14 protein-coding genes, 5 tRNA genes, 1 pseudogene and 1 riboswitch are annotated in these 22,862 nt (G+C 60.4%); of the genes and pseudogenes, 18 read left to right on the top strand and 2 right to left on the bottom strand.

What is annotated here, in order from left to right:
• Positions 1-207: 207 nt before the first annotated feature.
• From gltX to BN1137_RS16905, 7 genes and pseudogenes are all read left to right on the top strand, one after another.
• Complete coding sequence (gltX, locus tag BN1137_RS16930) at positions 208-1,623, top strand: glutamate--tRNA ligase (protein ID WP_050719715.1); 1,416 nt, start codon at positions 208-210, stop codon at positions 1,621-1,623.
• Positions 1,624-1,655: 32 nt separating this feature from the next.
• Positions 1,656-1,748, top strand: a pseudogene (locus BN1137_RS23070) (glutamyl-tRNA synthetase); the annotation flags it as partial.
• Positions 1,749-2,019: 271 nt separating this feature from the next.
• Positions 2,020-2,095, top strand: a tRNA-Ala gene (locus BN1137_RS16925).
• A gap of 28 nt (positions 2,096-2,123) precedes the next feature.
• Positions 2,124-2,199 (top strand) — tRNA-Ala (locus BN1137_RS16920).
• Between the two features lie 77 nt (positions 2,200-2,276).
• Positions 2,277-2,352 (top strand) — tRNA-Ala (locus tag BN1137_RS16915).
• Between the two features lie 58 nt (positions 2,353-2,410).
• Positions 2,411-2,486: transfer RNA gene (locus BN1137_RS16910), tRNA-Ala, on the top strand.
• Positions 2,487-2,542: 56 nt separating this feature from the next.
• Positions 2,543-2,618: transfer RNA gene (locus BN1137_RS16905), tRNA-Ala, on the top strand.
• 150 nt (positions 2,619-2,768) lie between these two features.
• On the opposite strand, the gene BN1137_RS16900 is transcribed toward BN1137_RS16905, so the two are convergent.
• Positions 2,769-4,919, bottom strand: coding sequence for an ExeM/NucH family extracellular endonuclease (locus BN1137_RS16900; protein ID WP_050719714.1), 2,151 nt, complete (start codon positions 4,917-4,919; stop codon positions 2,769-2,771).
• A 294-nt stretch (positions 4,920-5,213) separates the two neighbouring features.
• Positions 5,214-5,295: riboswitch (cyclic di-GMP riboswitch) on the top strand.
• Between the two features lie 113 nt (positions 5,296-5,408).
• Here BN1137_RS16900 and BN1137_RS16895 point away from each other — a divergent pair.
• The 6 genes from BN1137_RS16895 to BN1137_RS16870 all read left to right on the top strand — a co-directional run bounded on the left by BN1137_RS16895 (position 5,409) and on the right by BN1137_RS16870 (position 14,750).
• Positions 5,409-8,444 carry a glycosyl hydrolase family 18 protein gene (locus BN1137_RS16895; protein ID WP_050719713.1) on the top strand — a complete coding sequence of 1,012 codons (3,036 nt, stop codon included), beginning with the start codon at positions 5,409-5,411 and terminating at the stop codon, positions 8,442-8,444.
• Positions 8,445-8,732: 288 nt separating this feature from the next.
• Positions 8,733-9,758, top strand: coding sequence for an ABC transporter permease subunit (locus BN1137_RS16890; RefSeq protein WP_050719712.1), 1,026 nt, complete (start codon positions 8,733-8,735; stop codon positions 9,756-9,758).
• 8 nt (positions 9,759-9,766) lie between these two features.
• The gene (locus BN1137_RS16885) at positions 9,767-10,810 is read left to right on the top strand and encodes an ABC transporter permease (protein WP_198150659.1); all 1,044 of its coding nucleotides are present in this window, start codon (positions 9,767-9,769) and stop codon (positions 10,808-10,810) included.
• Positions 10,811-10,907: 97 nt separating this feature from the next.
• Positions 10,908-12,725, top strand: coding sequence for an extracellular solute-binding protein (locus tag BN1137_RS16880; RefSeq protein WP_050719710.1), 1,818 nt, complete (start codon positions 10,908-10,910; stop codon positions 12,723-12,725).
• Between the two features lie 31 nt (positions 12,726-12,756).
• Complete coding sequence (locus BN1137_RS16875; protein ID WP_198150656.1) at positions 12,757-13,752, top strand: ABC transporter ATP-binding protein; 996 nt, start codon at positions 12,757-12,759, stop codon at positions 13,750-13,752.
• Positions 13,749-14,750, top strand: coding sequence for an ABC transporter ATP-binding protein (locus tag BN1137_RS16870; RefSeq protein ID WP_050719708.1), 1,002 nt, complete (start codon positions 13,749-13,751; stop codon positions 14,748-14,750). Before BN1137_RS16875 ends, BN1137_RS16870 begins: the two co-directional genes overlap by 4 nt.
• A gap of 673 nt (positions 14,751-15,423) precedes the next feature.
• Here BN1137_RS16870 and BN1137_RS16865 read toward each other — a convergent pair.
• Positions 15,424-16,875 (bottom strand): aminoacyl-histidine dipeptidase, encoded by a 1,452-nt coding sequence (locus BN1137_RS16865; RefSeq protein ID WP_050719707.1) that lies wholly within the window; start codon positions 16,873-16,875, stop codon positions 15,424-15,426.
• A 937-nt stretch (positions 16,876-17,812) separates the two neighbouring features.
• On the opposite strand from BN1137_RS16865, the gene gpt reads away from it, so the two are divergent.
• The 5 genes from gpt (at position 17,813) to BN1137_RS16840 (ending at position 22,769) form a co-directional block, all read left to right on the top strand.
• Complete coding sequence (gene gpt, locus BN1137_RS16860; protein ID WP_042644409.1) at positions 17,813-18,280, top strand: xanthine phosphoribosyltransferase; 468 nt, start codon at positions 17,813-17,815, stop codon at positions 18,278-18,280.
• A gap of 177 nt (positions 18,281-18,457) precedes the next feature.
• On the top strand, positions 18,458-19,726 hold the full coding sequence (frsA, locus tag BN1137_RS16855) for an esterase FrsA (protein ID WP_050719706.1): 1,269 nt from the start codon (positions 18,458-18,460) through the stop codon (positions 19,724-19,726).
• 62 nt (positions 19,727-19,788) lie between these two features.
• On the top strand, positions 19,789-20,181 hold the full coding sequence (gene crl / locus BN1137_RS16850; RefSeq protein ID WP_050719705.1) for a sigma factor-binding protein Crl: 393 nt from the start codon (positions 19,789-19,791) through the stop codon (positions 20,179-20,181).
• A 134-nt stretch (positions 20,182-20,315) separates the two neighbouring features.
• Positions 20,316-21,419, top strand: a complete 1,104-nt coding sequence (gene proB, locus BN1137_RS16845) for a glutamate 5-kinase (protein ID WP_050719704.1) — start codon at positions 20,316-20,318, stop codon at positions 21,417-21,419.
• A gap of 96 nt (positions 21,420-21,515) precedes the next feature.
• Positions 21,516-22,769, top strand: coding sequence for a glutamate-5-semialdehyde dehydrogenase (locus BN1137_RS16840; RefSeq protein ID WP_050719703.1), 1,254 nt, complete (start codon positions 21,516-21,518; stop codon positions 22,767-22,769).
• The last annotated feature ends 93 nt before the right edge of the window (positions 22,770-22,862 follow it).

Here is a 22,862-nt window from a genome sequence, read left to right as displayed (position 1 = left end):
ACGGCGGGAGATCTCTCCAGCAATGCCCCATAGATAAGCGGAAAAAAAGGTCAGCTTCTGAGATCCCACTCATAAATAGTGGTCTTTACCTGCAATCGACCTATTTTTGACCGGGTCGCGCCATGGTTTTCCCATCCGGGTGTCTCGGTGCTAAAATGCGGCGGTTTTTAACGAATTGGCCCAAGGCCCTCTACACAAGGCTTAAAGATGAAAGTCAAAACCCGTTTTGCTCCCAGCCCGACCGGTTTCCTGCATGTCGGCGGTGCCCGTACCGCGCTCTACTCCTGGCTCTATGCGAAAAGCCAGGGCGGTGAGTTCGTGTTGCGTATCGAGGATACCGATCTGGAACGTTCCACTCAGGAGGCCATCGACGCCATCATTGAGGGCATGGAATGGCTGGAGCTGAACTGGGATGAGGGTCCCTACTACCAGACCAAGCGCTTCGATCGCTACAACGGCATCATCGACGAGATGCTGGGCGATGGTCGTGCCTACAAGTGCTTCTGCTCCAAGGAGCGGTTGGAAGCGCTGCGCGAAGGCCAGATGGCCAATGGTGAGAAGCCGCGCTATGACGGCAAGTGCCGCGATGCGGCCCACAATCACCCGGCCGATGCGCCCCACGTGATCCGCTTCCGCAACCCGAGCGAAGGCTCGGTGGTGTTTGATGACCACGTCCGTGGTCGCATCGAGTTCGCCAACACCGAGCTCGACGATCTCATCATCCGCCGCACCGACGGTGCCCCCACCTACAACTTCTGCGTGGTGGTAGATGACTGGGACATGGAGATCACCCACGTGGTGCGTGGTGAAGACCACATCAACAACACCCCGCGCCAGATCAACATCTACAAGGCCCTCAACGCGCCTGTACCGGAATTTGCCCACGTCTCCATGATCCTGGGTGACGACGGTGCCAAGCTCTCCAAGCGCCATGGCGCCGTGTCCGTGATGCAGTACCGTGACGACGGCTACCTGCCGGAAGCCCTGCTGAACTACCTGGTGCGCTTGGGCTGGTCCCATGGCGATCAGGAGATCTTCAGCCTGGACGAGATGATCAAGCTGTTCAGCCTGGATGCCATCTCCAAGTCCGCCTCCGCCTTCAACACCGACAAGCTGCTGTGGCTGAACAACCACTACATGCGCACTCAGGATCCGGTACACGTGGCCAAGTATCTGGAGTGGCACATGGCCGCCCAGAACATCGACACCAGCAATGGCCCGGCTCTGGCCGACGTGGTAACCCTGCTGGCTGAGCGCTGCAACACCCTGGTGGAGGTGGCCGCTCAGAGCCGCTACCTGTTCGAGGAGTACGAGGCACTCGACGAAGCCGCCGCCAAGAAGCACCTGCGCGGTGTGGCCGCAGAGCCCCTGACCCTGGCCAAGAGCAAGCTGGCCGCCCTGGAGACCTGGACCACGGAAGCGTTGCACGAGCTGATTGAAGCCACCGCCGCCGAGCTGGGGCAGGGCATGGGCAAGGTTGGCATGCCGCTGCGCGTCGCCGTGACCGGCCTCGGTCAATCTCCTGCCATCGACGCCGTGATGGCGCTGGTGGGCAAGGAGCGCGTTCTCGCTCGTATCGATCGCGCCCTGGCGTATATCGAAGCGCGCATGGCCGCCGAGTGATACCGGTCTGGGCCAACCCCCCTGTCATCGCCGACGCCGTGATGGCACTGGTGGGCAAGGAGCGTGTTCTCGCCCGCATCGATCGCGCCCTGGCGTACATCGAAGCGCGCATGGCCGCCGAGTAAGCTGGCTAGGTCATTCTTCCCAGACGGCCGAACAAGCCGCTGTGAATGACCAGAAAGGGCTCCCGAACGGGGGCCCTTCTTTTTTGGGGCATCAGCGGATTTGTGACATAAAACAGAGAGATAGCGACGAGGTTGGTGGTAAAAACAGCGAACTGCCTGAATTTTGACTAAACGCGCCAGACGGTGGTATTTTAGGGTTGACAGCAAAGCGGGTGATGACTAATATGCGCCTCCGTTGCCTGAGATAACTTTGGTGACGCCGAGGTGAGTTGGGGTTATAGCTCAGCTGGGAGAGCGCTTGCATGGCATGCAAGAGGTCCGCGGTTCGATCCCGCGTAGCTCCACCAAATTCTCCTCGAACAATCTGGAATCTAAGGGGTTATAGCTCAGCTGGGAGAGCGCTTGCATGGCATGCAAGAGGTCCGCGGTTCGATCCCGCGTAGCTCCACCACTTCTTGTGGTAAGAAGCCAAATTGACAATGCAGTACCCAGGGCAGTGCGGTGTGTATCACCCAGGCCGACCTTTGTGGGGTTATAGCTCAGCTGGGAGAGCGCTTGCATGGCATGCAAGAGGTCCGCGGTTCGATCCCGCGTAGCTCCACCACTATTTCGCAATGAGGCAACCGGCCGCCAGAACCGATTGTCTAAAGAGTAAAGATTTTGGGGTTATAGCTCAGCTGGGAGAGCGCTTGCATGGCATGCAAGAGGTCCGCGGTTCGATCCCGCGTAGCTCCACCACTATTTAGCAGTAAGACAAGCGGACGCCAGAACTGCTTGTTTAAAGAGTAAAATTTGGGGTTATAGCTCAGCTGGGAGAGCGCTTGCATGGCATGCAAGAGGTCCGCGGTTCGATCCCGCGTAGCTCCACCAAATACTTTAAGGCCACCGTTATCGCGGTGGCCTTTTTGTTTTCTCAGGTATTTGTTTTTTTCATGGCCAACGCCTCTGTATTTACAAATCAAATGGCCAAAATGAGAAAGCCCGCGACTGTCGCGGGCTTTTTTCGTTATTCAGTGCGGATTATGAGATGTGTCGGCGACGCCAGGCCAGCGGCAACAGGGCCAGCAGCAGGGCGCCCATGGCACCGCCACCGCCGTCCTTGCTCGGCTCCTGCAGCTTGAGGTCGACGATGATGGGATCGTGATCCGAGGCGCTGAACGGGTTATCGGATTTGATCATGTCGCCGGTGAAGCCGCGGCCGTACTCGAACAGGTTGCTCTCGTAGGAGTTGATGTGCCAGTCGGCGACGGCCACCACCTTCTTGGCCAGGGCCGGATTGGCGAGGGCATAGTCCAGGGTGCCGAGCTCGGCCTCATAGCTGTAGGAGATGGCTTTTGCCTGATTGAACTTGACGTTCAGGTCCACCAGACCGTAGCTCTTGCCCACTTCCTGGCCGAGTTGCTCATACGCCTGCTCACCGATGAAGGTGTGGGAGGCGGAGCGGATCTTGCGATCGCTGCTGGCCGGTGCATAGTCGGTCAGCACCCGGATCGGGTCTTCCTTGGCGTAGGAGTTGAAGTCCCCCACCAGCAGCACCTGGCCCGGCAGCTTGTTCACCGCTTCTCCCAGCACCTTGGCGGCGCTGACCCGGAACTCGGTACACTTGCCTTGCAGATCCGCCGGCTCGGTCTTGCCGTCCCCGTTCTCGTAGCAGCCCGATCCCTTGGATTTCAGATGGTTGACCACCAGGGTCAGGGGATCCTTGCTGCCCGCTACGGTGAAGCTCTGCACCAGGGAGTCGCGCTGACCGGCAGTTTTGGCCACGCCGCCGACGGTGTAACGCTGCTCCGGCAGCAGGATCACGCTGGCGTCCCCGCTCGGGGTCAGCTTGGCCGGGCGATAGAGCATGGCCACCATGATGGCGTCGCCACCGAAGAAGCGCTCCTGACCGAGCAGGGCCTTGGGCAGGCTGACGAAGGCATAGTGCTGGCTGGCGTCTTTCTGCTGGGCATTCAGGCTCTTGACCAAGTCGCTGATGGCAGAGTGATCATCAAAGCCGTTGTTCTCCATCTCCATCAGGCCGAGCAGGTCTGCGTCCATCTCGGTGATGGCGTTGACTATCTTGGTGCGCTGCTGCTGGAAATCTTCCAGGCTCTTGGCGCCGCGGTTACAGCCCTTGGCGCTGTCCGCATCCGCCTGATCGGCGCACAGCACGTTGAGGGCGCCGCCCACGCTGGAGTGGCTGGTGAAGTAGTTGAGCACGTTGAAGCTGCCGATGCGCAGATCCGTGCCGGCGGTGCGGGCCGGGGCGCTCTGGCGATCATTCTCGTCGGTGCGCTGCAGATCGCCGACCGTGATGGCCTGCTCCTTGGGCACGATCAGCCGGTACTCGTTGTAGCTGTAGCCGACCAGAGCCTCCAGGTTGACCGGTGCATCGCCGATGCGAAGATACCCTTGCTCCGGCTCCCAGGCGGGCAGCCAGGGCAGCTTGCCATCGGTGGCCTTGATGTCGGATTCGAGGAACACCCGGTTGCCCGCATTGGCCTGTGCCAGCGCCTTGGCCTGGTCGCTGCTGGCCACGTGCAGCTGGGTCGGCTTCACCAGCGGTGCCAGGTGGGAGAGCACCAGGTTGTTGCGTCTGGCGGCGTAGTCGTAGCTGAAGTTGCGGCTGATCTTGAGCTCGCTGCCGGCATCGAGCCGTACCCGCATCCCCTCGTGGCGCTCCAGCGCCTGGGCCAGAGTTTCCCCCTCCAGCACCCGCAGCGGCACAGCCGCAGGCACTGTGCCCTGGGCCACGACCTGCAGACGGGCGGTACCGCTATCGAAGACGGGCTTGAGCTGGGTATGGTTGTAATACTCCTCGACCTTGGCCTCCAGACAGACTTCGGCCCCCGGCTTGATGCCCGGGTACTTGGTCGCGAAGTTCTTGTCACTCAGGAAGACGAAGATGCCGTCCGAGCTCTGGGGATTGCCATCCCCCTGCAGATCCTGCAGGTAGAAGCCCTTGTTCAGGCCCTCGCCGAGGGCGGAGACCACAGCCTTGACCGAGACACTCTGGGCGCTCTCGAACAGACCGTCCGGCACCAGAGGGCTCTTGTCGCCACTGCCCTGGATGGCGGGGATGGGGGTGAGAGCGCTGTCGGCCGGGCAGCTGAAGCTGGCGGCATAGAGTGACGGGGACGCAAGCGCGAGCCCCACGGCCAGTGACAGCAGGGTAGGGGTACCTTTCATTGTGTTTCCTTTTTTATTTTTGCCAGTGTTTCCATAGCCTTGGTGCCTGAACCAAGGGCGCGCATTGTCACACTTCTGGCTGCTCATACCAGTGAAGCAGCGCACATTATGGGGAAGCAAAAGAGGCTGTTTCTGTTTTTATGACACAGCTAACGATATGAAATTAATGATAAAAATATCATTACATCTAAGCTGAAATTGTGTGAGCGCGGCAGCGTTTACATATTTCTCTTTGAGAATGAAGATTGAGAGTTGCTGACTTGCTTCCTATACTCGGGCTGTTCCTCACGGAACCCAGGTAAAGGGCAAACCGGCAGTGATGCCGGGACGCAAAGCCTCCCGTCTGTCAGCGATGACAGAGAGCGGGGCTCCCCAGGGTGACATGAGGGTATGTGGCCCCGTCCATGGCCTGTTGTCGACCCGATTTCGCCTGTTGCTGTTGCGCTTTGCCCGGTCATAAAAGCCAAGACCAACAAGGAAGATAACAAGATGCAACAGATCCTCAGGCCCAGCAGGCTCGCCATGCTGGTTGCCCTCGCGGCCGTGCCCGCCTGGGCGCAGGCCGCCTATCCCGCCTATCAGGCCGGTACCGCCTACAAGGCTGGCGATGTCGTCAGCAACGTCGGCAATCTCTATGAATGCAAAGAATTTCCCTACTCCGGCTGGTGTGGCGCCTCGCCCTACCACTATGCCCCCGGCGTGGGCGCGGTCTGGACCGATGCCTGGAAACCCTTCACCGATGGCAGCACGGCGCCGGGCATGACCCTCGCCATCAGCTCGCCTGCGGTTGGTAGCGCTTTCAACGAAGGGGCCCCGGTGGCCCTGGCGGTAAGCCTGGCTGGCAACAGCAGCTCCCTGGTCAAGGTCGAGTACCTGATCGATGGCGCACAAGTGGCGGTGAGCAGCGCGGCCCCCTGGTCGGCGAGCTGGACCGCCAGCGGTGTCGGTGCCCATCAGTTGAAATCCCGTGGGCTGGACAAAGATGGCAAGGTCTTGAGCGAGGCCAGTGCCAGCTTCAATGTCAGCGCCGTGGTGGCGCCAGAGGCGCCCAAGGTGAGCATCGCTAGCCCGGCTGCCGGTGCCAAGCTGACCCTGGGCCGCAGCGTCTCGGTGAGTGGCAATGTCACCGACGCCAACAACGACGTGGCCAAGGTCGAGCTCTTCGTGAACGGCCAGAAGGTGGGCGAGGACACCAGCGCCCCCTGGCAGCTGAACTGGACGCCGCAAAACAAAGGGGTGGCCGGTCTCAAACTGGTGGCCACCGACAAGGCCAACCTGGTCGGCGAATCGACCCAGGTCGATGTGCAGGTGGAAGAAGCGGCCCTGCCGCCCACCGGCGGGAATCTTTCTTGCGATGTTCGTCAGGTCTATCGCGCCGATGGCAGCGAGTGCATGGGGGATGACCACGCCCGCCGCGTCATCGGCTATTTCACCTCCTGGCGTACCGGCAAGAACGGCCTGCCCGCCTATCTGGTGAACGACATTCCTTGGGACAAGATCACCCACATCAACTACGCCTTCGCCGGGGTAGACGAGCAGAGCCACCTGATCAAGGTCGATGATGCCGCCACCAAGATGACCTGGAGCGGGGTGCCGGGCGCCGAGATGGATCCGGAGTTCGCCTATCAGGGCCACTTCAACCTGCTCTCCAAGTACAAGAAACAGTATCCGGACGTGAAGACCCTGATCTCGGTGGGGGGCTGGGCCGATACCCGTGGCTTCTACACCGCCACCACCAAGGGTGACTGCTCGGTGAATACCGCCGGCATCAACGCCTTTGCCGATTCGGCGGTGAGCTTCATCCGCCAATACGGCTTCGACGGTGTGGACGTGGATTATGAGTACCCCACCTCCATGAAGGATGCGGGCAACCCCAACGACTTCCCACTCTCCAACCAGTGCCGGGCCAAGCTGTTTGCCAACTATGAAGTGTTGATGAAGACCCTGCGGGCGCGGCTCGACAACGCCGGTACCGAGGATGGTCGCAAGTACATGCTGACCATCGCCTCGCCGGCGTCGGCCTATCTGCTGCGCGGTATGGAGAACTTCCAGGTCACCCAGTACCTGGATTACGTCAACCTGATGACCTATGACTTCCACGGTGCCTGGAACAACTTCGTGGCTCACAACGCCGCCCTGTTTGACAACAAGGCGGATCCCGAGCTGGCCCAGTGGGGTGTCTACAGTCAGGCCCAGTACGGCGCCATCGGCTACCTGAACTCGGCCTGGGCGGCGCACTACTTCCGTGGCGCCCTGGCAGCTGGCAAGATCAACATAGGTGTGCCCTATTACACCCGTGGCTGGCAAGGGGTGACCGGCGGGACCCATGGTCTTAACGGCAAGGCGGCCCTGCCGAGCCAGAGCAACTGCCAGCCGGGCACCGGTGGCAGCACCATCCCCTGCGGTAACGGGGCGGTTGGCATCGACAACATCTGGCACGATCTGGACAAGAACGGCAAGGAAGTCGGCGCCGGTGCCGTGCCCATGTGGCACGCCAAGAACCTGGAGCATGCGGCCAGCCTCGGCATCACTACGCTGCCGAGCTATGGCACTGCCTGGGGTCTGGATCCCAACGATCCGGCTGACGTGATCCAGGGCCAGTACGTGCGCTACTACGACGACAAGGCGCAGGCGCCTTGGTTGTGGAACGAGCAGAAGAAGGTGTTCCTCTCCACCGAAGATGAAGAGTCCATGGGCAAGAAGCTGGACTACATCGTCAAGCGCGGTCTGGGGGGCGTCATGTTCTGGGAGATGGCGGGGGACTATGCGTTCGATCCGGCCAAGAACGAGTATGTGATGGGCAGCACGCTCACCAGCCTGGCGTATGAGAAGTTCAGCAAGGCGAGCAAGGCGAACCTGAAACAGAATGATTTGCCGGCACCGGCGGCCCAGCTCGACATCGGCGTGAGCCTCACCGGCTTCAAGGAAGGGGATTCGAACTACCCGATTAACCCCACGCTCAAACTGACGAACAAGTCGACCCAGACCATTCCGGGCGGCACTCGCATCGAGTTCCTGGTGCCCACTTCCACCTCTGACACCATCACGGATCAGAGCGGCATGGGGCTGAAGGTGGTCGAGAGCGGTGGCAACCAGAACTCCGACGGCATCGCCAATGAGAAGGACTTCCACAAGGTGGCCATGACGCTGCCGACCTGGAAAGCCTGGGCGCCGGGCTCCGACGTCGAAGTGGCCATGACCTACTACCTGCCGGCGGCGGGTGTACCGAGCGGCGTGCGCCTGATTGTCGGCACTCAGACCATTGGTCTGAAGGCTGACTTCCCGGCCCTGGCCGAGGCGGTCGTGGGCACGGGCGGCGGTGATGGTGGTACCGGTGGCACGACCTGCAGCAGCCAGAGCGTCAACCCGGCGAGCTATCCGGCCTATCCGAGCTGGCCGCAGGGCGATCACGCCAATGCCAACGATCGCGTGACCAATGGCAAGGCAGTCTGGCAGGCCAACTGGTGGACCAGCTCCGAGCCCAAGGCGGGCGACGGCAGCTGGAAGTTGGTGTGCAACTACTGAGTCTGACCACAAGCGGGTGTCGCAGCCGCGATACCCGCAACGAGACAACCCAATCCGGAGCCTGGCTCCGGATTTTTTATGGCGGTCAGGGTCTGGCTGAGCGACGCACTAAAAAGTCGGGGCTATTCAAGATGTTCGTTCTAAAGTAGCGTTAACGGGCAGAGCTTTGAGATCCGCATCTGCGACTCATTGGAGTTGTATGGGATCCATCGATGAGCCATGCCAGTGAGGAGAGGGCGTTTCGCGGATTGAAACGCCATGCAAGCACAACAAGGACGAGGTTTCACCATGCTGTCGTATTTCCTGCGCCGGATGCTGCTCATCATCCCGACCTTTCTCGGGATCACCCTGCTGGTCTTTTGCATCACCCGCTTCGTGCCGGGTGGCCCGGTCGAGCGCATGCTGTTGCAGGCGCAGGTATCACAAAATGAGACAGTCCGCTCCAGCGGTAGCAAGGGGGCCCAGGCGCTCTCCGATGAACAGATCGAGGAGCTCAAGGCCTTCTACGGTCTGGACAAGCCCATGCTGACTGCCTATTGGGAGTGGTTGCAGAAACTGGTGGTGCTGGATCTGGGGGAGTCGACCCGCTACTACGAGCCGGTGTGGGATCTCATCAAGGACAGACTGCCGGTCACCGCCTTCTTCGGGCTGGCGACCTTCCTGCTCAGCTACGCCGTCTCCATCCCGCTCGGGGTGGCCAAGGCGCTCAAGCACAACAGCCGCTTCGATTCCTTAAGCTCCATGCTCATCTACATGGCCTATGCGCTGCCCGCCTACGTGGTGGGGATCTTCCTCATCACGGTATTCGCCTTCCACCTGGAGTGGCTGCCCATGGGGGGCTTTCCGGGGGACGAGTTTGATTCGGCGCAAGGTGCCTGGGAGCAGATCCGGGTGCTGTTCAGCCACGCCCTGCTGCCACTTATCGCCTACGCCATCGGCGACTTTGCCATCCTCACCATGACCATGAAGAACAGCCTGATGGAGAATCTGTCGGCGGATTACGTGCGCACCGCCGTGGCCAAGGGACTGCCGTTTCGCAAGGCGGTCACCCATCACGCCATGCGCAACAGCCTGATCCCCATCGCCAGCCACTTAGGATCGGTGCTGACCGTCTTCTTCGGCGGCTCCTTTCTCATCGAGACCATCTTCAACATCGACGGCATCGGCCTGCTCGGCTACGAGGCCATCGTCGAGCGGGATTACCCCACCGTCATGGGGATCCTGGCCATCACCTCCATGCTGATGCTGGTGGGCAATATCATCTCCGATATCTGTGTGGCCTTCGTGGATCCACGCGTGCGGTTTGGAGACTGACCATGAACCTGCATCTCAACCCGGTCACCCTGAAAAAACTCAAGCGCTTCAAATCCATCAAGCGTGGCTACTACTCCTTTATCATCTTCACGGCCCTGGTGCTCGTCTCCCTGTTGGCGGAGCTCTTGGTCAACAGTCGGGCGCTGGTGGTGAGTTATCAGGGGGATCTGTATTTCCCGACCTACGGCGATGTGATCCCAGGCCAGCAGTTCGGGCTGGATTATCAATACGAGACCAACTACCGCCAGTTGCAAACCAAGTTGGAGAAGGAAGGAAAGGGGGACTGGGTGCTGCTGCCGCCGGTGCCCTGGAACCCCTATGAGCAGGACTTCAAGCAGGATGTCTATCCGCCCTACGCCCCCAGCCTCGGTGAGCGTCACTTCTTCGGCACCGACACCAGCGGTCGCGACGTGCTGGCGCGCCTGGTGTACGGCTTTCGCATCGCCATCGGTTTTGCCTTTATCACCCTGGTGGCGAGCTACGTCATCGGGGTCAGCGTCGGCTGCATGATGGGCTTTCTTGGTGGGCGCTTTGACCTGGTGTTACAGCGCTTTATCGAGATCTGGTCCCAGGTGCCCTTCCTCTACGTCATCATGATTTTGGTCTCCTTGGCCAAGCCGAACTTCGGCCTGTTTGTCGGCATCAACGTGCTGTTCGGCTGGATGGGGATCACCTGGTACATGCGCACCCTCACCTACAAGGAGCGGGCGAGGGACTATGTGATGGCGGCGCGGGCCCAGGGGGCGAGCACCCGGCGCATCATCTTCTACCACATTCTGCCCAACACCCTGATGATGGTGGTCACCCTGGCGCCCTTCGCCGTGGTGGGCAACATCTCCACCCTGACCGCGCTGGATTACCTGGGCTTCGGGCTGGCGCCGCCCACCCCCAGCTGGGGGGAACTGCTCTCTCAGGGCATCAACAATCTGGATGCCATCTGGATAGTGAGCTCGGTGGTGGCGGCGGTGAGCCTGGTGCTGATCATGGTCTCCTTTATCGGTGAGGCCATTCGGGAGGCGTTCGACCCGCGCCAGTTCACCCGCTACCAGTGATGGCATGATATGAGATACCGGTAGTGCATGGGTTGGTGTTATTTAACTCTTAATAAAGTAAGTCATGGCAGCATAGATAATGACAAGGAAGTCGAATATGCAGAATAAAATAAAGTGGATGGGTGTTCTCTTGCTGCTGGTCAACGGCACCGGCGTCTGGGCCGCCAGCCTGCCCGCGGATATCAAGTGGGAAACCAACGACACGGATCCCCTGTTCGCCTCCCCCAAGGCATTACCCGGCGGCACCCTCAACCTGTTTATCGACAGCTTTCCGCTGACGTTTCGCACCGTGGGGCCGGATTCCAACGGCTCGTTCCGCTCCTTCATCCAGGACAACCAGCTGCGGCTCATCAGCTTTCATCCCAATACCGGCAACCCCATAGCGTCGCTGGCGAGTGCCTGGAGCATTGCGCCGGACAGCCAGACCGTCTACTTCAAGCTGGATCCCCGCGCCACCTGGTCTGACGGTAAACCGGTCACCGCCGATGACTACACTTTCGGCTACGAGATGATGCGCTCAAAGGACATTCGAGCCCCCTGGTACAACAACTACTACAGCACCGAAATCGTGGCGGTGGAGAAGATAGACGCGCACACCATTTTGGTGAAGTCGGGCAACCGCAAGGCCAGGCTGGACCTGCTCAACACCACCGAGCTCTGGCCCCAGCCCAAGCACTACTACAAGCTGAGCCCCAACTGGGTGAAGCAGTACAACTGGGCCCTGGTGCCGACCACGGGCCCCTATGTGATGACCGAGGTGAAGAAGGGCAAATCCATTACCTTCAGCAAGCAGCCGAACTGGTGGGCCCAGAACGATCGCTACAACCAGCACAGGTTCAACGTCGATACCATCAAGGTGCAGGTTATTCGGGATCACAACATCGCGTTTCGCTACTTCCTGAAGGGGGAGCTCGACACCTTCGAGATGATTTTGCCCAACTGGTGGCACGAGAAGGCGGTGACCCCGGAATACAAGAAAGGCTATGTGCAGAAGGTGATGGCCATGACCGACACCAAGCAGGGCGGGCAGGGGCTGCACCTCAACCTGACCAACCCCAAGCTGGCGGATCTCAATGTGCGCCTCGGTATCCAGCATGCCATGAACCTCGACAAGATGATCAAGACGGTACTGCGGGGTGACTACGACCGCGCCACCACCTTCGGCTCGGGTTTTGGTGACTTCACCGACATGAAACTGGCAGAGCGGGCCTATGACGTGACCAAGGCACGGGAGTACTTCGCCAAGGGGGGCTACACCAAGTCAGGGCCGGATGGCATCTTGCAAAACGACAAGGGAGAGCGGCTCACCCTGGCCATCACCTACACCACCCCGGAGCACTCCAAGCGGCTGACCGTGCTCAAGGAGGAGGCCAAGAAGGCGGGCCTGGATCTGGAGCTGAACCTGGTGGATGGCGCCACCGGCTTCAAGGTGATGCTGGAGAAAAAACACGAGGCGGCCTGGCTCGGCTGGGGCGGCGGTGGCCTCTATCCCCAATACTGGGAGTCGTTCCACTCGGATAACGCCAACAAGCCGCAGACCAACAATCTGTTCAACGTGGCGGACAAGGAACTCGACGCCCTGATCGACGCCTATGACGTGGAATTCGACACCGCCAAGCGGGCCGGGCTCTCCCGCCAGATCCAGCAGCGTATCTATGACTTGGCCATCTTCGTGCCCGGCGTGCAGCTCAACTACGTGCGGGCCAGTAGCTGGCGCTATGTCATGCTGCCCGAGGTACCGGCCACCAAGAACACCCCGGATCAGCTCTACTGGCCGATGGATGGCTACCCCCACAGCAGCGGCGGTCTGCTCTGGATCGATCCCAAACTGAAGGAAGAGACCTTGAAGGCCAAGGAGGCGGGCGAGGCGCTGGCCCCCATCAACCTGCTCGACAAGACCTATGCGCACCATTGAGGCTGAGACGATAGACAAGGGAGGTGCGGCCATGGCCAAGACTGAAGGCCCGATCCTCGAGGTAAGTGATCTCGAGGTGGCGTTCACCGTCGATGACGGCACCATCAAGGTGCTGGACGGGGTCAGCTTCACCGTGGCGCCGGGGCAGACCCTCGGCATCGTCGGCGAATCCGGTTGCGGCAAGAGCGTCACCGCGCTGGCCATCATGGGACTCTTGCCCAAGCCCCATGGTCGGGTCGTCGCCGGATCCATCCGCTTGCAGGGGGAGGAGTTGCTGTCGCTGCCGCCACAGCAGATGTACAAGGTGCGCGGCAACCGCATCTCCATGATCTTCCAGGAGCCGATGACGGCCCTGAATCCGGTGCAGACGGTCGGGGCTCAGCTGATGGAGGTATTCAGCCTGCACAGGCCCGACTACCACAGGGCGCAGCGCAAGGCGGCGGCCATCGCCATGTTGCAGCGGGTGGGGATCCCGGAGCCCGAGACGCGCTTTGGCGTCTATCCCCATAACTTGTCCGGTGGCATGCGCCAGCGGGTGATGATCGCCATGGCACTCGCCTGCGAGCCGGATTTGCTCATCTGCGACGAGCCGACCACGGCGCTGGATGTGACCATCCAGGCCCAGATCCTGGAGTTGATGAAGGAACTGCAGGCCCAGACCGGCATGGCCATCATCTTCATCACCCACGATCTCGGGGTGGTGGCCGAGCTGTGCGACGAGGTGGTGGTGATGTACGCCGGCCGGGCGGTGGAGCGGGCCGATATCTATGAGCTGTTTGATCATCCGCGCCATCCTTATACCCATGGTCTGATGGCCTCGATCCCGCGCCTCGACGACGTGCCAAAGAGCCTGCTCAAGACCATCAAGGGTCAGGTGCCCGCCCTGCACGAGATGCCGGCGGGTTGCCGTTTCTCCAATCGCTGCCCCCACGCCACCGATCTCTGTGTGCGGACCAACCCGGCCACCGAGCAGCTGACCGAGCGACACGGGGTTGCCTGCCATCACTGGAAGGAGTTGACGATATGACGGCGTTGTTGTCGGTGCGGAATTTGAAGCAGCACTTTCATCTAGGTGGAGGCTTTCTTCGCAAGCAATACACCGTCTATGCGGTGGATGGCATCAGTTTTGAACTGCAGCAGGGCGAGACGCTGGGGCTGGTGGGCGAATCTGGCTGTGGCAAATCGACCCTGGGGCGCGCCCTGCTCAAGCTGTTTGAACCCACGGCGGGGCAAGTAAGCTTCGAGGGGCGCGACATCACCCAGCTGTCGGCACGGGAGATGCGCTCCCTACGCCAGGAGATGCAGATCGTGTTTCAGGATCCGGCGGAATCGCTCAACAGCCGCCACACGGTCGGCCAGATCCTGGAGGAGCCCTTCATCATCCACGGCAAAGGCAACGACGAGCAGCGACGCGGCTGGGTGCTGGAGCTGCTCGACAAGGTCGGTTTGCCAAAGAGCGCGGTGGATCGCTATCCCCACGAGTTCTCAGGCGGTCAGCGCCAACGCATCGGTATCGCCCGCGCCATCGCGCTCAAGCCCAAGCTGCTGGTGTGCGACGAGGCGGTGTCGGCGCTGGATGTGTCGGTGCAGTCGCAGATAGTGAACCTGCTGCTCAGCCTGCAGCGAGAGATGAATCTGGCCATCATCTTCATCGCCCACGACCTGTCGGTGGTGAAGCATATCTCGGACCGGGTTGCGGTCATGTATCTGGGCCGCATCGTCGAGCTGGCGGATGCCCAGCAACTCTACTTGAGCCCTCGCCATCCTTACACCCAGGCGCTGATCTCGGCCATTCCGGTGCCGGATCCCCGTCGTCGCACTCAGCGCGTCTTGCTGAGCGGCGACGTGCCATCTCCCATCTCGCCGCCGAGCGGCTGCCATTTTCATCAGCGCTGCCCCTATGCCACTGAGCTGTGCCGCACTGTCTCTCCTGAGCTGAGGGTATGCGATGAACTAGCCCATCAGGTCGCCTGTCACTATCCCTTGCCTGCGACTAAGGCGCAGCCGGTAGGAAAGGCGGTCTGATACCGGCGTCCCGCCTGTGACTGCCGGTATCAGCAGCAGGTGAGGGTCGGGACAAGGCATGAAAAGAGGACAAATAAAAAATGGGGCCTGTGGGCCCCATCTTCATGGTTGGAGTTCAGGTTTGGCCGTGGAACATCTGGCCCGGGCAGGACAGCCCCCTGCAGGGGATGGCTGTTGTGTGGATCATCTTATTTTGTAATTTTACTACTTTATCTTCCGGCCAGAATGTATCAGGCGCCATAACGGAAGTAGTAGTTGCGAGTCGAAGGTGCGTAGGTGTCTTTCTCTGCCGCGCCTTTCTTGCTGGTTGCACCCTTAAGGTGGAACAGTACTGCCAGGTTCTCGAACATATTTTCACCTCATCGCTCTGTTATTCATTGTTGTATGTGACCTGGGTCACGCTTTTATCCTATGGCCTTATGTGAGCTAGATCAACTTTTTGTGTTGTAAAGTTACATAAATCATGGAAAAGGTTTTCATATCAAGGGTTGCTTATGGATACGTTTTCAACGACGCAGCATGGATGTGGGTGAGCGCCGGCCACAGGGTGGCATCGAGTAGCTGAGAGGGGGAGTGGCGGGTGGAAAGGTGGCTTTTACTGGCGGTGGTACCGGGATGCGCCAATAAAATGCCCCGCACTGGGCGGGGCATCGACGGCGGCTATAAAGCGCGCTTATTTGGCGGGGATCTGCTCCAGCACGTGTACCAGCAACTGCCAGAAACGCTCGACCGCCGGGATATGTACCCGCTCGTCCGGTGAGTGGGCGCCGCGGATGGTTGGGCCGAAGGAGACCATGTCCCAATCCGGGTAGGCGTTCTTGAACAGACCGCATTCCAGACCGGCGTGGATCACCATGACGTTCGGCATCTCGCCAAACAGGGTCTGGTAGCTGTTGCGTACCAGCGCCATCACGGGAGAGTCGACGTTCGGTGCCCAGCCAGGATAAGCGCCGGTGAATTCACAGCTGGCGCCGGCCAGCTTGAACAGGGAGCTTGTCATCTGCTCGACGTTCTCGCGGCCCGAATCGATCAGGGAGCGGATCAGGCACTGCACATAAACTTCACCGTCCAGGGTCTTGATGACGCCGAGGTTGGTGGAGGTCTCGGTGACGCCCGGGATGGCGTCGCTCATGCGGATGACGCCGTTCGGGCAGGCCATCAGGGAGTCCAGCAGACGCGCCTGCAGGGCCTCGCTCATCAGCTTGGTCGGCTTGTCCTGGCTGCTGAGCAGCACGGTCAGGTTCGCTTCGGTGGCCGCCAGCTCGCTCTGATAGATACCGGCATAGCGGTCGACCAGGGCCTTGAACTCGTTCACGCTGGCGGCAGGCACCAGCAGCTTGGCACGGGCCTCGCGGGGGATGGCGTTGCGCAGGGTGCCGCCATGGATCTCGGCCAGGCGTACGCCCAGCGGCTCGGCGGCTTTGAGCAGGCGCACCAGCAGCTTGTTGGCGTTGCCACGGCCGCGGTGGATGTCGACCCCGGAGTGACCGCCACGCAGCCCCTTGACCTGCAGCTCGAAGCCTTCACCCTCGGTGGCGGCAACCAGTTCCAGCGGGAAGCGGATATTGGCATCCACCCCACCGGCGCAGCCCATGTAGACCTCGCCATCCTCTTCGGAGTCGGTGTTGAGCAGGATCTCGCCTTCCAGCCAGCCGGCTTCCAGGCCGAAGGCGCCGGTCATGCCGGTCTCTTCGTCGGTGGTCAGCAGCACTTCCAGCGGTCCGTGCTTGATGGTCTTGTCGGCCAGCACGGCCAGACAGCCGGCCATGCCCATGCCGTTGTCGGCGCCGAGGGTGGTGCCGCGGGCGGTGACCCACTCACCGTCCACATAGGCATCGATAGGGTCTTTGGTGAAGTCGTGCTGGGTGTCGGCGTTGGCTTGGGGCACCATGTCGATGTGGGCCTGCAGCACCACGGCCTTGCGGTTTTCCATGCCCGGCGTGGCCGGTTTCTTGATGATGATGTTGCCGACGGCGTCTTGCTTGACCGCCAGGCCTTCCCCCTGGGCCCACTGCACTATCCAGGCGCTGAGCTGGGCTTCGTGCTTGGACGGGTGGGGGATGGAGCAGATCTGCTCGAAGAATTGCCAAATCAGTTTGGGGGAGAGAGAACTAAGCTGTGCCACGTCGGGACTCCTTACCTGCACGGGATAATAGCGGGCCCCAGCGGTGGCTGGGGAAGTGGGTAACGATAATACAGTCAATCACACAAAAATGTGAGCGATCCGGCGCAAATAGCGCTCTGCTTGTGCTGATAAAGAGAGCACAAACGGAACACATCGCTGCCTTGGCACGCCAAACCAGCATAAAGATAATGTGTGAGCTGGGTCACAAAAATATTGTTTTTTAAAAACCGGATGGTAAATTAGCCGCCGTGGGTCAACCACTTGTCAGGATGACAATGAATGCCTCCAGGGAACCGAAGCAAAGCAAGTGCGCCTCCACGGAACCGAGTGTCTGTTCAAGGATCTGAACCCGCATCAAGGTACGTAACTTGTTAAGCAATCAGGAGTATCAATATGTCAGGCAGCAATTCAACCTATTGGTTTGCCCAGTCTCTGTATACCCAGGGTTTCAGCTACCCGAACCCCTACGCCGGTCGTCGTTAAGACGGGCAGTCAGCCAGGCTGACAGATGAAGCAGAAGCAGCAGGTGTGTGAGGACTTCAATCCTCCCCCTGCTATTTTTTTACCTGCGATTCGGTTTTGATGTCCAGATGGCCGTCTTCATGGCAGTGGAAAAACGCCTCTATTGGCTCAGACGAGAAAGATGTGAGCGATTTTTCCTGTGTTTCGCATACGTTTGCCAATCATTTTCTGTGCAAACGATGCTATCATACCGGCCCAACAGCCGGTCTGCGGTCTTTTCCCGACTGACATGGCCGCCAGCTATGCCCATCCTGCTTCCATTGCATCAGCGTCTGCTGCCGAGGGTCTATCCCCAGGCAGTCAAACTGCAAGCCAAATTCGGCGGTCAGGGGGCCAGAATTGACGGGTGTTGATTGTTTCTTTGTCGGCACTTGTTCTTAAGTAATTGTTTTATATCACTCTCGAGATCGAAACTATGCCAAAAAAATTCTACGTGTCGTGGGACAACCTGCAACGTGAAGCGCGCCGTCTGGCTCGTCGCCAGCTGCCTGTCAGCCAGTGGAAAGGGATCATCGCGGTCAGCCGCGGCGGTCTGGTACCTGCCGCACTGATGGCCCGTGAACTTGGCATTCGTAATGTAGAAACCCTCTGCATCTCCAGCTATGACCACAACAGCCAGCGCGAGCTGGTGGTCGTCAAGGCCGCCACCACCGCCGGTGACGGCGAAGGCTGGTTGGTGGTAGAAGATCTGGTGGACACCGGTACTACCGCCAAGGCGATCCGCGAGCTCTACCCCAAGGCCAAGTTCATCGCCATCTTCGCCAAGCCCATGGGCCAGGAGCTGCTGGATGACTTCGAAGTGGCCATTCCGCAGGACACCTGGATCGAGCAGCCCTGGGACATGGCGCTGGAGTTTACCACCCCGATCTGCGACGAAGAGTAATAGTCGGGCAAGGCAGCTGATACGGGCGCTCTGAAAAGGGCTTGGGTCAGCATCTTTGTCTCGATGACAAAAAACGTTTCAAAGGGCCCCTGTTTGGGGCCCTTTTTTTTATGGTATGGCTGCTCGGCGTGAAAAATGGTTAGATGAGTCATTGCTTGCGACAGAAGAGCCACGATTTTGGAACCAAACGACGATACCAACCTGACGGAAAAGCTGTTCACCCGGATCAAAAAGGTATTGGAAACCTCCGAGATATCCAACTCCAGCCCGGTAGATGAGCAAGACAGCAATCTGGCCGAAAGCTTTATCGACGGCGCCCTCTCGCCGCACTGGTACCGGCTGCTGCGCAGGCCGGCCTGGGCCTGGCAAGGCGCCAATCCGGTCGAGGTGGAGCAGACTCTGGCCCGCATCGCCATGGGCCAGGGAGAGCGCAGCCACGAGCGCTACCTGGATACCATCAAGGGCTATGTCCCCGGCAACTGGATATACGAATGGAGCCAGCTGGCGGGCCGCTATTTCAATCACGGGCGCGAGCTGGCCACTCAGGGTGACTCGGCTGCGGCTTTGAAAGAGCTGCTCAAGGCGGTGCGTTACTACTCCATTGCCAGCTACCCCCACTTGAAGCACGACGAGCTAGCCGATCAGGCCCAGTTGCTTGGCAATATGGCGTACCGCGAGGCAGGCCGCTTGTTCAAGGTGCCGCTCAAGGAGCTGCAGGTGCCGTTTCGGGGCAAGACCATCCAGGGTTACCTGCACCTGCCCACCACCGAAAAACCGGTGCCGCTGGTCATCGTCAGCGGTGGCATCGACTCGCTGCAGATCGATTTTCTCAACTTCTATTTCAAGCACCTCGAACCTCATGGTATCGGTATGCTCTCCCTGGACATGCCCGGCATCGGCTACGCCGAGCACTGGCCGCTGGTGCAAGACACCAGCCGGCTGCATCAGGCGGTGCTCAACTATCTCTCCGAGGTCGCCTGGGTCGATCATCAGCGCATCGCCATGGTGGGGTTCCGTCTGGCCGGCAATGTGGCGGCGCGGCTCGCCTTCATCGAGCCGTTCAAGCTACGGACCGTGGTCTGCATCGGGGCCGGCGTCAATCAGGTGTTCACCAATCAGCAGATGTTTGCCCGTTGCCCGCGCATGATGCGCGATGGCCTGGCGAATCGGCTGGGGGCCGATGCGGCCCAGTGGGATCTGCTGCGCACCAAGTGTCAGGTCTTCTCCCTCAAGACCCAGGGTCTATTGGGAAGTCGCACCTCTGTGCCGATCCTGAGCATCGGGCACAAGAAAGATTTTATTTGTCCCGAGCAGGATGTCCGGGCATTAGCCTCCGCCAGCCGCAATGGCAAGGCGGTGGTGTTTGACAAACAGCCTCTGCTTGAGGTGTACGACGAGGCGATGAAAGAGACGGTTGATTGGCTGAAAAAGCATTTATGTACATGATGTAAAACTAAAAATGTAACATCATCACGTGATGATATGGCTTGTTCAACAGGGAGGTTAGCATGTCAGAAAAAGTAACTTACAAGCGGTTGTTGCGGCAATTTGCGGCCATAGGCCCCTACTTGCGTGAAGACCTGTGCGAGGAGGGGCGCTACCGTTTCGATTGCCTCTCCGTGTGCATCAGCGCCAAGCCGGCGCCGGACAAGCGGGAGTTCTGGGGCTGGTGGCTGGTGCTGGAGCAGCAGGATCATGACTTCAGTTACCACTACCAGGTGGGCTTCTACAATGCGGAAGGGGAGTGGATCAACAAGCCGCTGCCCAAGAAGCACCAGGCCGAAGTAGAGCGCACCCTCAATCACTTCTACAAGCTCATCAGCAACAAGCTCACTGCGCTGGAGTGCAAGTTGTCGCCCGCCAAGCAGGTGACCGCCGAGCTGAGCGTGACCGCGGCTTGAGTCGCTGCAGCCCTGCGCCATCACGGTGCAGGGCTGCTTCCTCGTTCAACCCTCCCTGCGCGGCCTAATTGCCTTGCAGGGCAGGGGTGCCGTGGGTATAAAGGGATTCCTTACTTTTTAACCTCTTCGTTCCCATGGAAAACAGAACCATAGTCGTCAAATTGGGCACCAGCGTGCTCACCGGGGGATCTGCCCGGCTCAACCGTGCCCACATGGTCGAGCTGGTCAGGCAGTGTGCCGCCTTGCACCGGGATGGCCACCGCGTCGTCGTGGTCACCTCCGGGGCCATCGCCGCCGGCCGTGAACATCTGGGCCACCCTCCGCTGGCGCCGACCCTGCCCAACAAGCAGATGCTGGCGGCGGTCGGCCAGACCCAGCTCATTCGGGTGTGGCAGGATTTGTTCAACCTCTACGGGCTGCACATCGGCCAGATGCTGCTGACCCGCGCCGATCTGGAAGACCGTGAGCGTTACCTCAATGCCCGCGATACCCTGCGCACCCTGCTCGATCATCAGATCATTCCGGTCATCAACGAGAACGATGCGGTCGCCACCGCCGAGATCAAGGTGGGGGACAACGACAACCTGTCCGCTCGCGCCGCCATCCTGGCCGATGCCGACCTGCTGATCCTGTTGACCGATCAGAAGGGGCTCTTTACCGCGGATCCCCGTAACAACCCGGATGCTCAGCTCATCGAAGAGGTGCAGACCATAGATGACACCCTGCGCAAACTGGCGGGTGACAGCGTCAGCGGGCTCGGTACCGGTGGTATGGCGACCAAGCTGCAGGCGGCCGATGTGGCGCGCCGGGCCGGGGTCAAGGTGGTGATCGCCACCGGCCAAATCCCGGAGGTGATCGGCCGTCTCGCCAAGGGTGAACGGGTCGGTACCCTGTTCCCGGCGTTGGCCTCGCCGCTGGAAGGGCGCAAGAGCTGGATTTTGGCAGGCCCGCCCCCCCATGGCGAAGTCCAGGTGGATCAGGGCGCCGTCACCGCCATGCAGGCCAAGGGCTCGAGCCTGCTGCCCAAGGGCATCATCGCGGTGAAGGGCGACTTCGTGCGCGGTGACGTGGTGCGCATTCTCGATCCCAAGGGCAGCGAGCTGGCGCGCGGCATCTGCCGCTATGACCACAGCGAGCTGGATCGCTTGCGCGGTGTGCACTCGGATCAAATAGAACAGGTATTGGGTTACGGCTACGGTGCCGTGGCCATCCACCGCGATGATATGGTGCTGCTGTAAGACAGCCGCCAGCGGAGGGTTGCGGCTATGGTGCCGTGATCATCGACAGAGACGACCTGGTGCTGCGGTAAGGCGGCACCCAATAAGGATCACAGTATGAGTCTGGAGAAAATGGGGCAGGCGGCCCGTGAAGCAGCCTATCAGCTGGCCACCATCAGCACGGAGCAGAAGAATCGGGCGCTGGCTGCCATCGCCGATGAGCTGGAGGCGCGCAGCGCGCAGATCCTGGCTGCCAACGAGCAAGACATCACAGCGGGCCGTGCAGCTGGCCTCTCCGAGGCGATGCTGGATCGGTTGCTGCTCAACCCTGCCCGGCTGGCCGGGATAGTGGCGGATGTGCGCAAGGTGATAGTGCTGGACGATCCGGTCGGCGCCGAAATCGACAGCCGGGTGCTGGAGAACGGCCTACGCCTGTCGCGGCGCCGGGTGCCGATCGGTGTCATCGGTGTCATCTACGAGGCGCGCCCCAACGTCACCATCGACATCGCAAGCCTCTGCCTCAAGACCGGCAACGCCAGCATCTTGCGCGGCGGCCGCGAGACCTTCCACTCCAATCTGGAACTGGTGCGGGTGATCCAGGCTGCGCTGACGGCCTCGGGTCTGCCTACCGCGGCGGTGCAATACATCGACAATCCGGATCGGGCGCTGGTGGGTGAGCTGCTGCGCCTCGATCGTTACGTGGACATGATCATCCCCCGCGGCGGCGCCGGACTGCACAAGATGTGCAAGGAGAACAGCTCCATCCCCGTCATCATCGGTGGCTTTGGCATCAGCCACATCTTCGTGGACGAGAGTGCCGACCTGGCGCGATCGCTGGCGGTCATCGACAACGCCAAGGTGCAGCGTCCCTCCGCCTGCAATGCGCTCGATACCCTGCTGGTGCACGAGAAGATAGCCGATCGTTTACTGCCGCAGTTGGCCAGCCTGATGAACGAGCGCAAGGTGACCCTGGTCGCGACTCCTGAGGCCATACCGCTGCTGGTGGGAGCCGAAAACCTGAGTGCGACGGGGCCGGAAGATTTCGACACCGAGTGGCTCGGGCTGACCCTGGGGGTCAAGCTGGTGGCGGACGTGAACGAGGCGCTGGCTCACATGCGTGAGCACAATGCCGGTCACTCGGATGCCATCCTGACCAACTCCCTCGCCAACGCAGAACGTTTCGTCAACGGCGCTGGCTCGGCGGCTGTCTATGTCAACGCCTCCACCCGTTTCACCGACGGCGGTCAGTTTGGCCTCGGCGCCGAGGTGGCGGTATCGACCCAGATGCTGCATGCCCGCGGCCCCATGGGGTTGACCGAACTCACCAGCTACAAGTGGGTGGGACTGGCGGATTACCTGATCCGTGCCTGAGTCAGGCGGTATGGCCATCCTCAACAATGCCGACGCGGGTCGGCATTTTTGTGCTTTTTTATTGCGCGCTATCAGGGGCTTGCATATAACTAT

The sequence above is a fragment of the Aeromonas tecta genome (assembly GCF_000820185.1).
Lineage (GTDB): Bacteria > Pseudomonadota > Gammaproteobacteria > Enterobacterales > Aeromonadaceae > Aeromonas > Aeromonas tecta.
The sequence above is the reverse complement of the archived record's forward strand: the minus strand, read 5'-3'. Positions and strand labels throughout refer to the sequence as shown.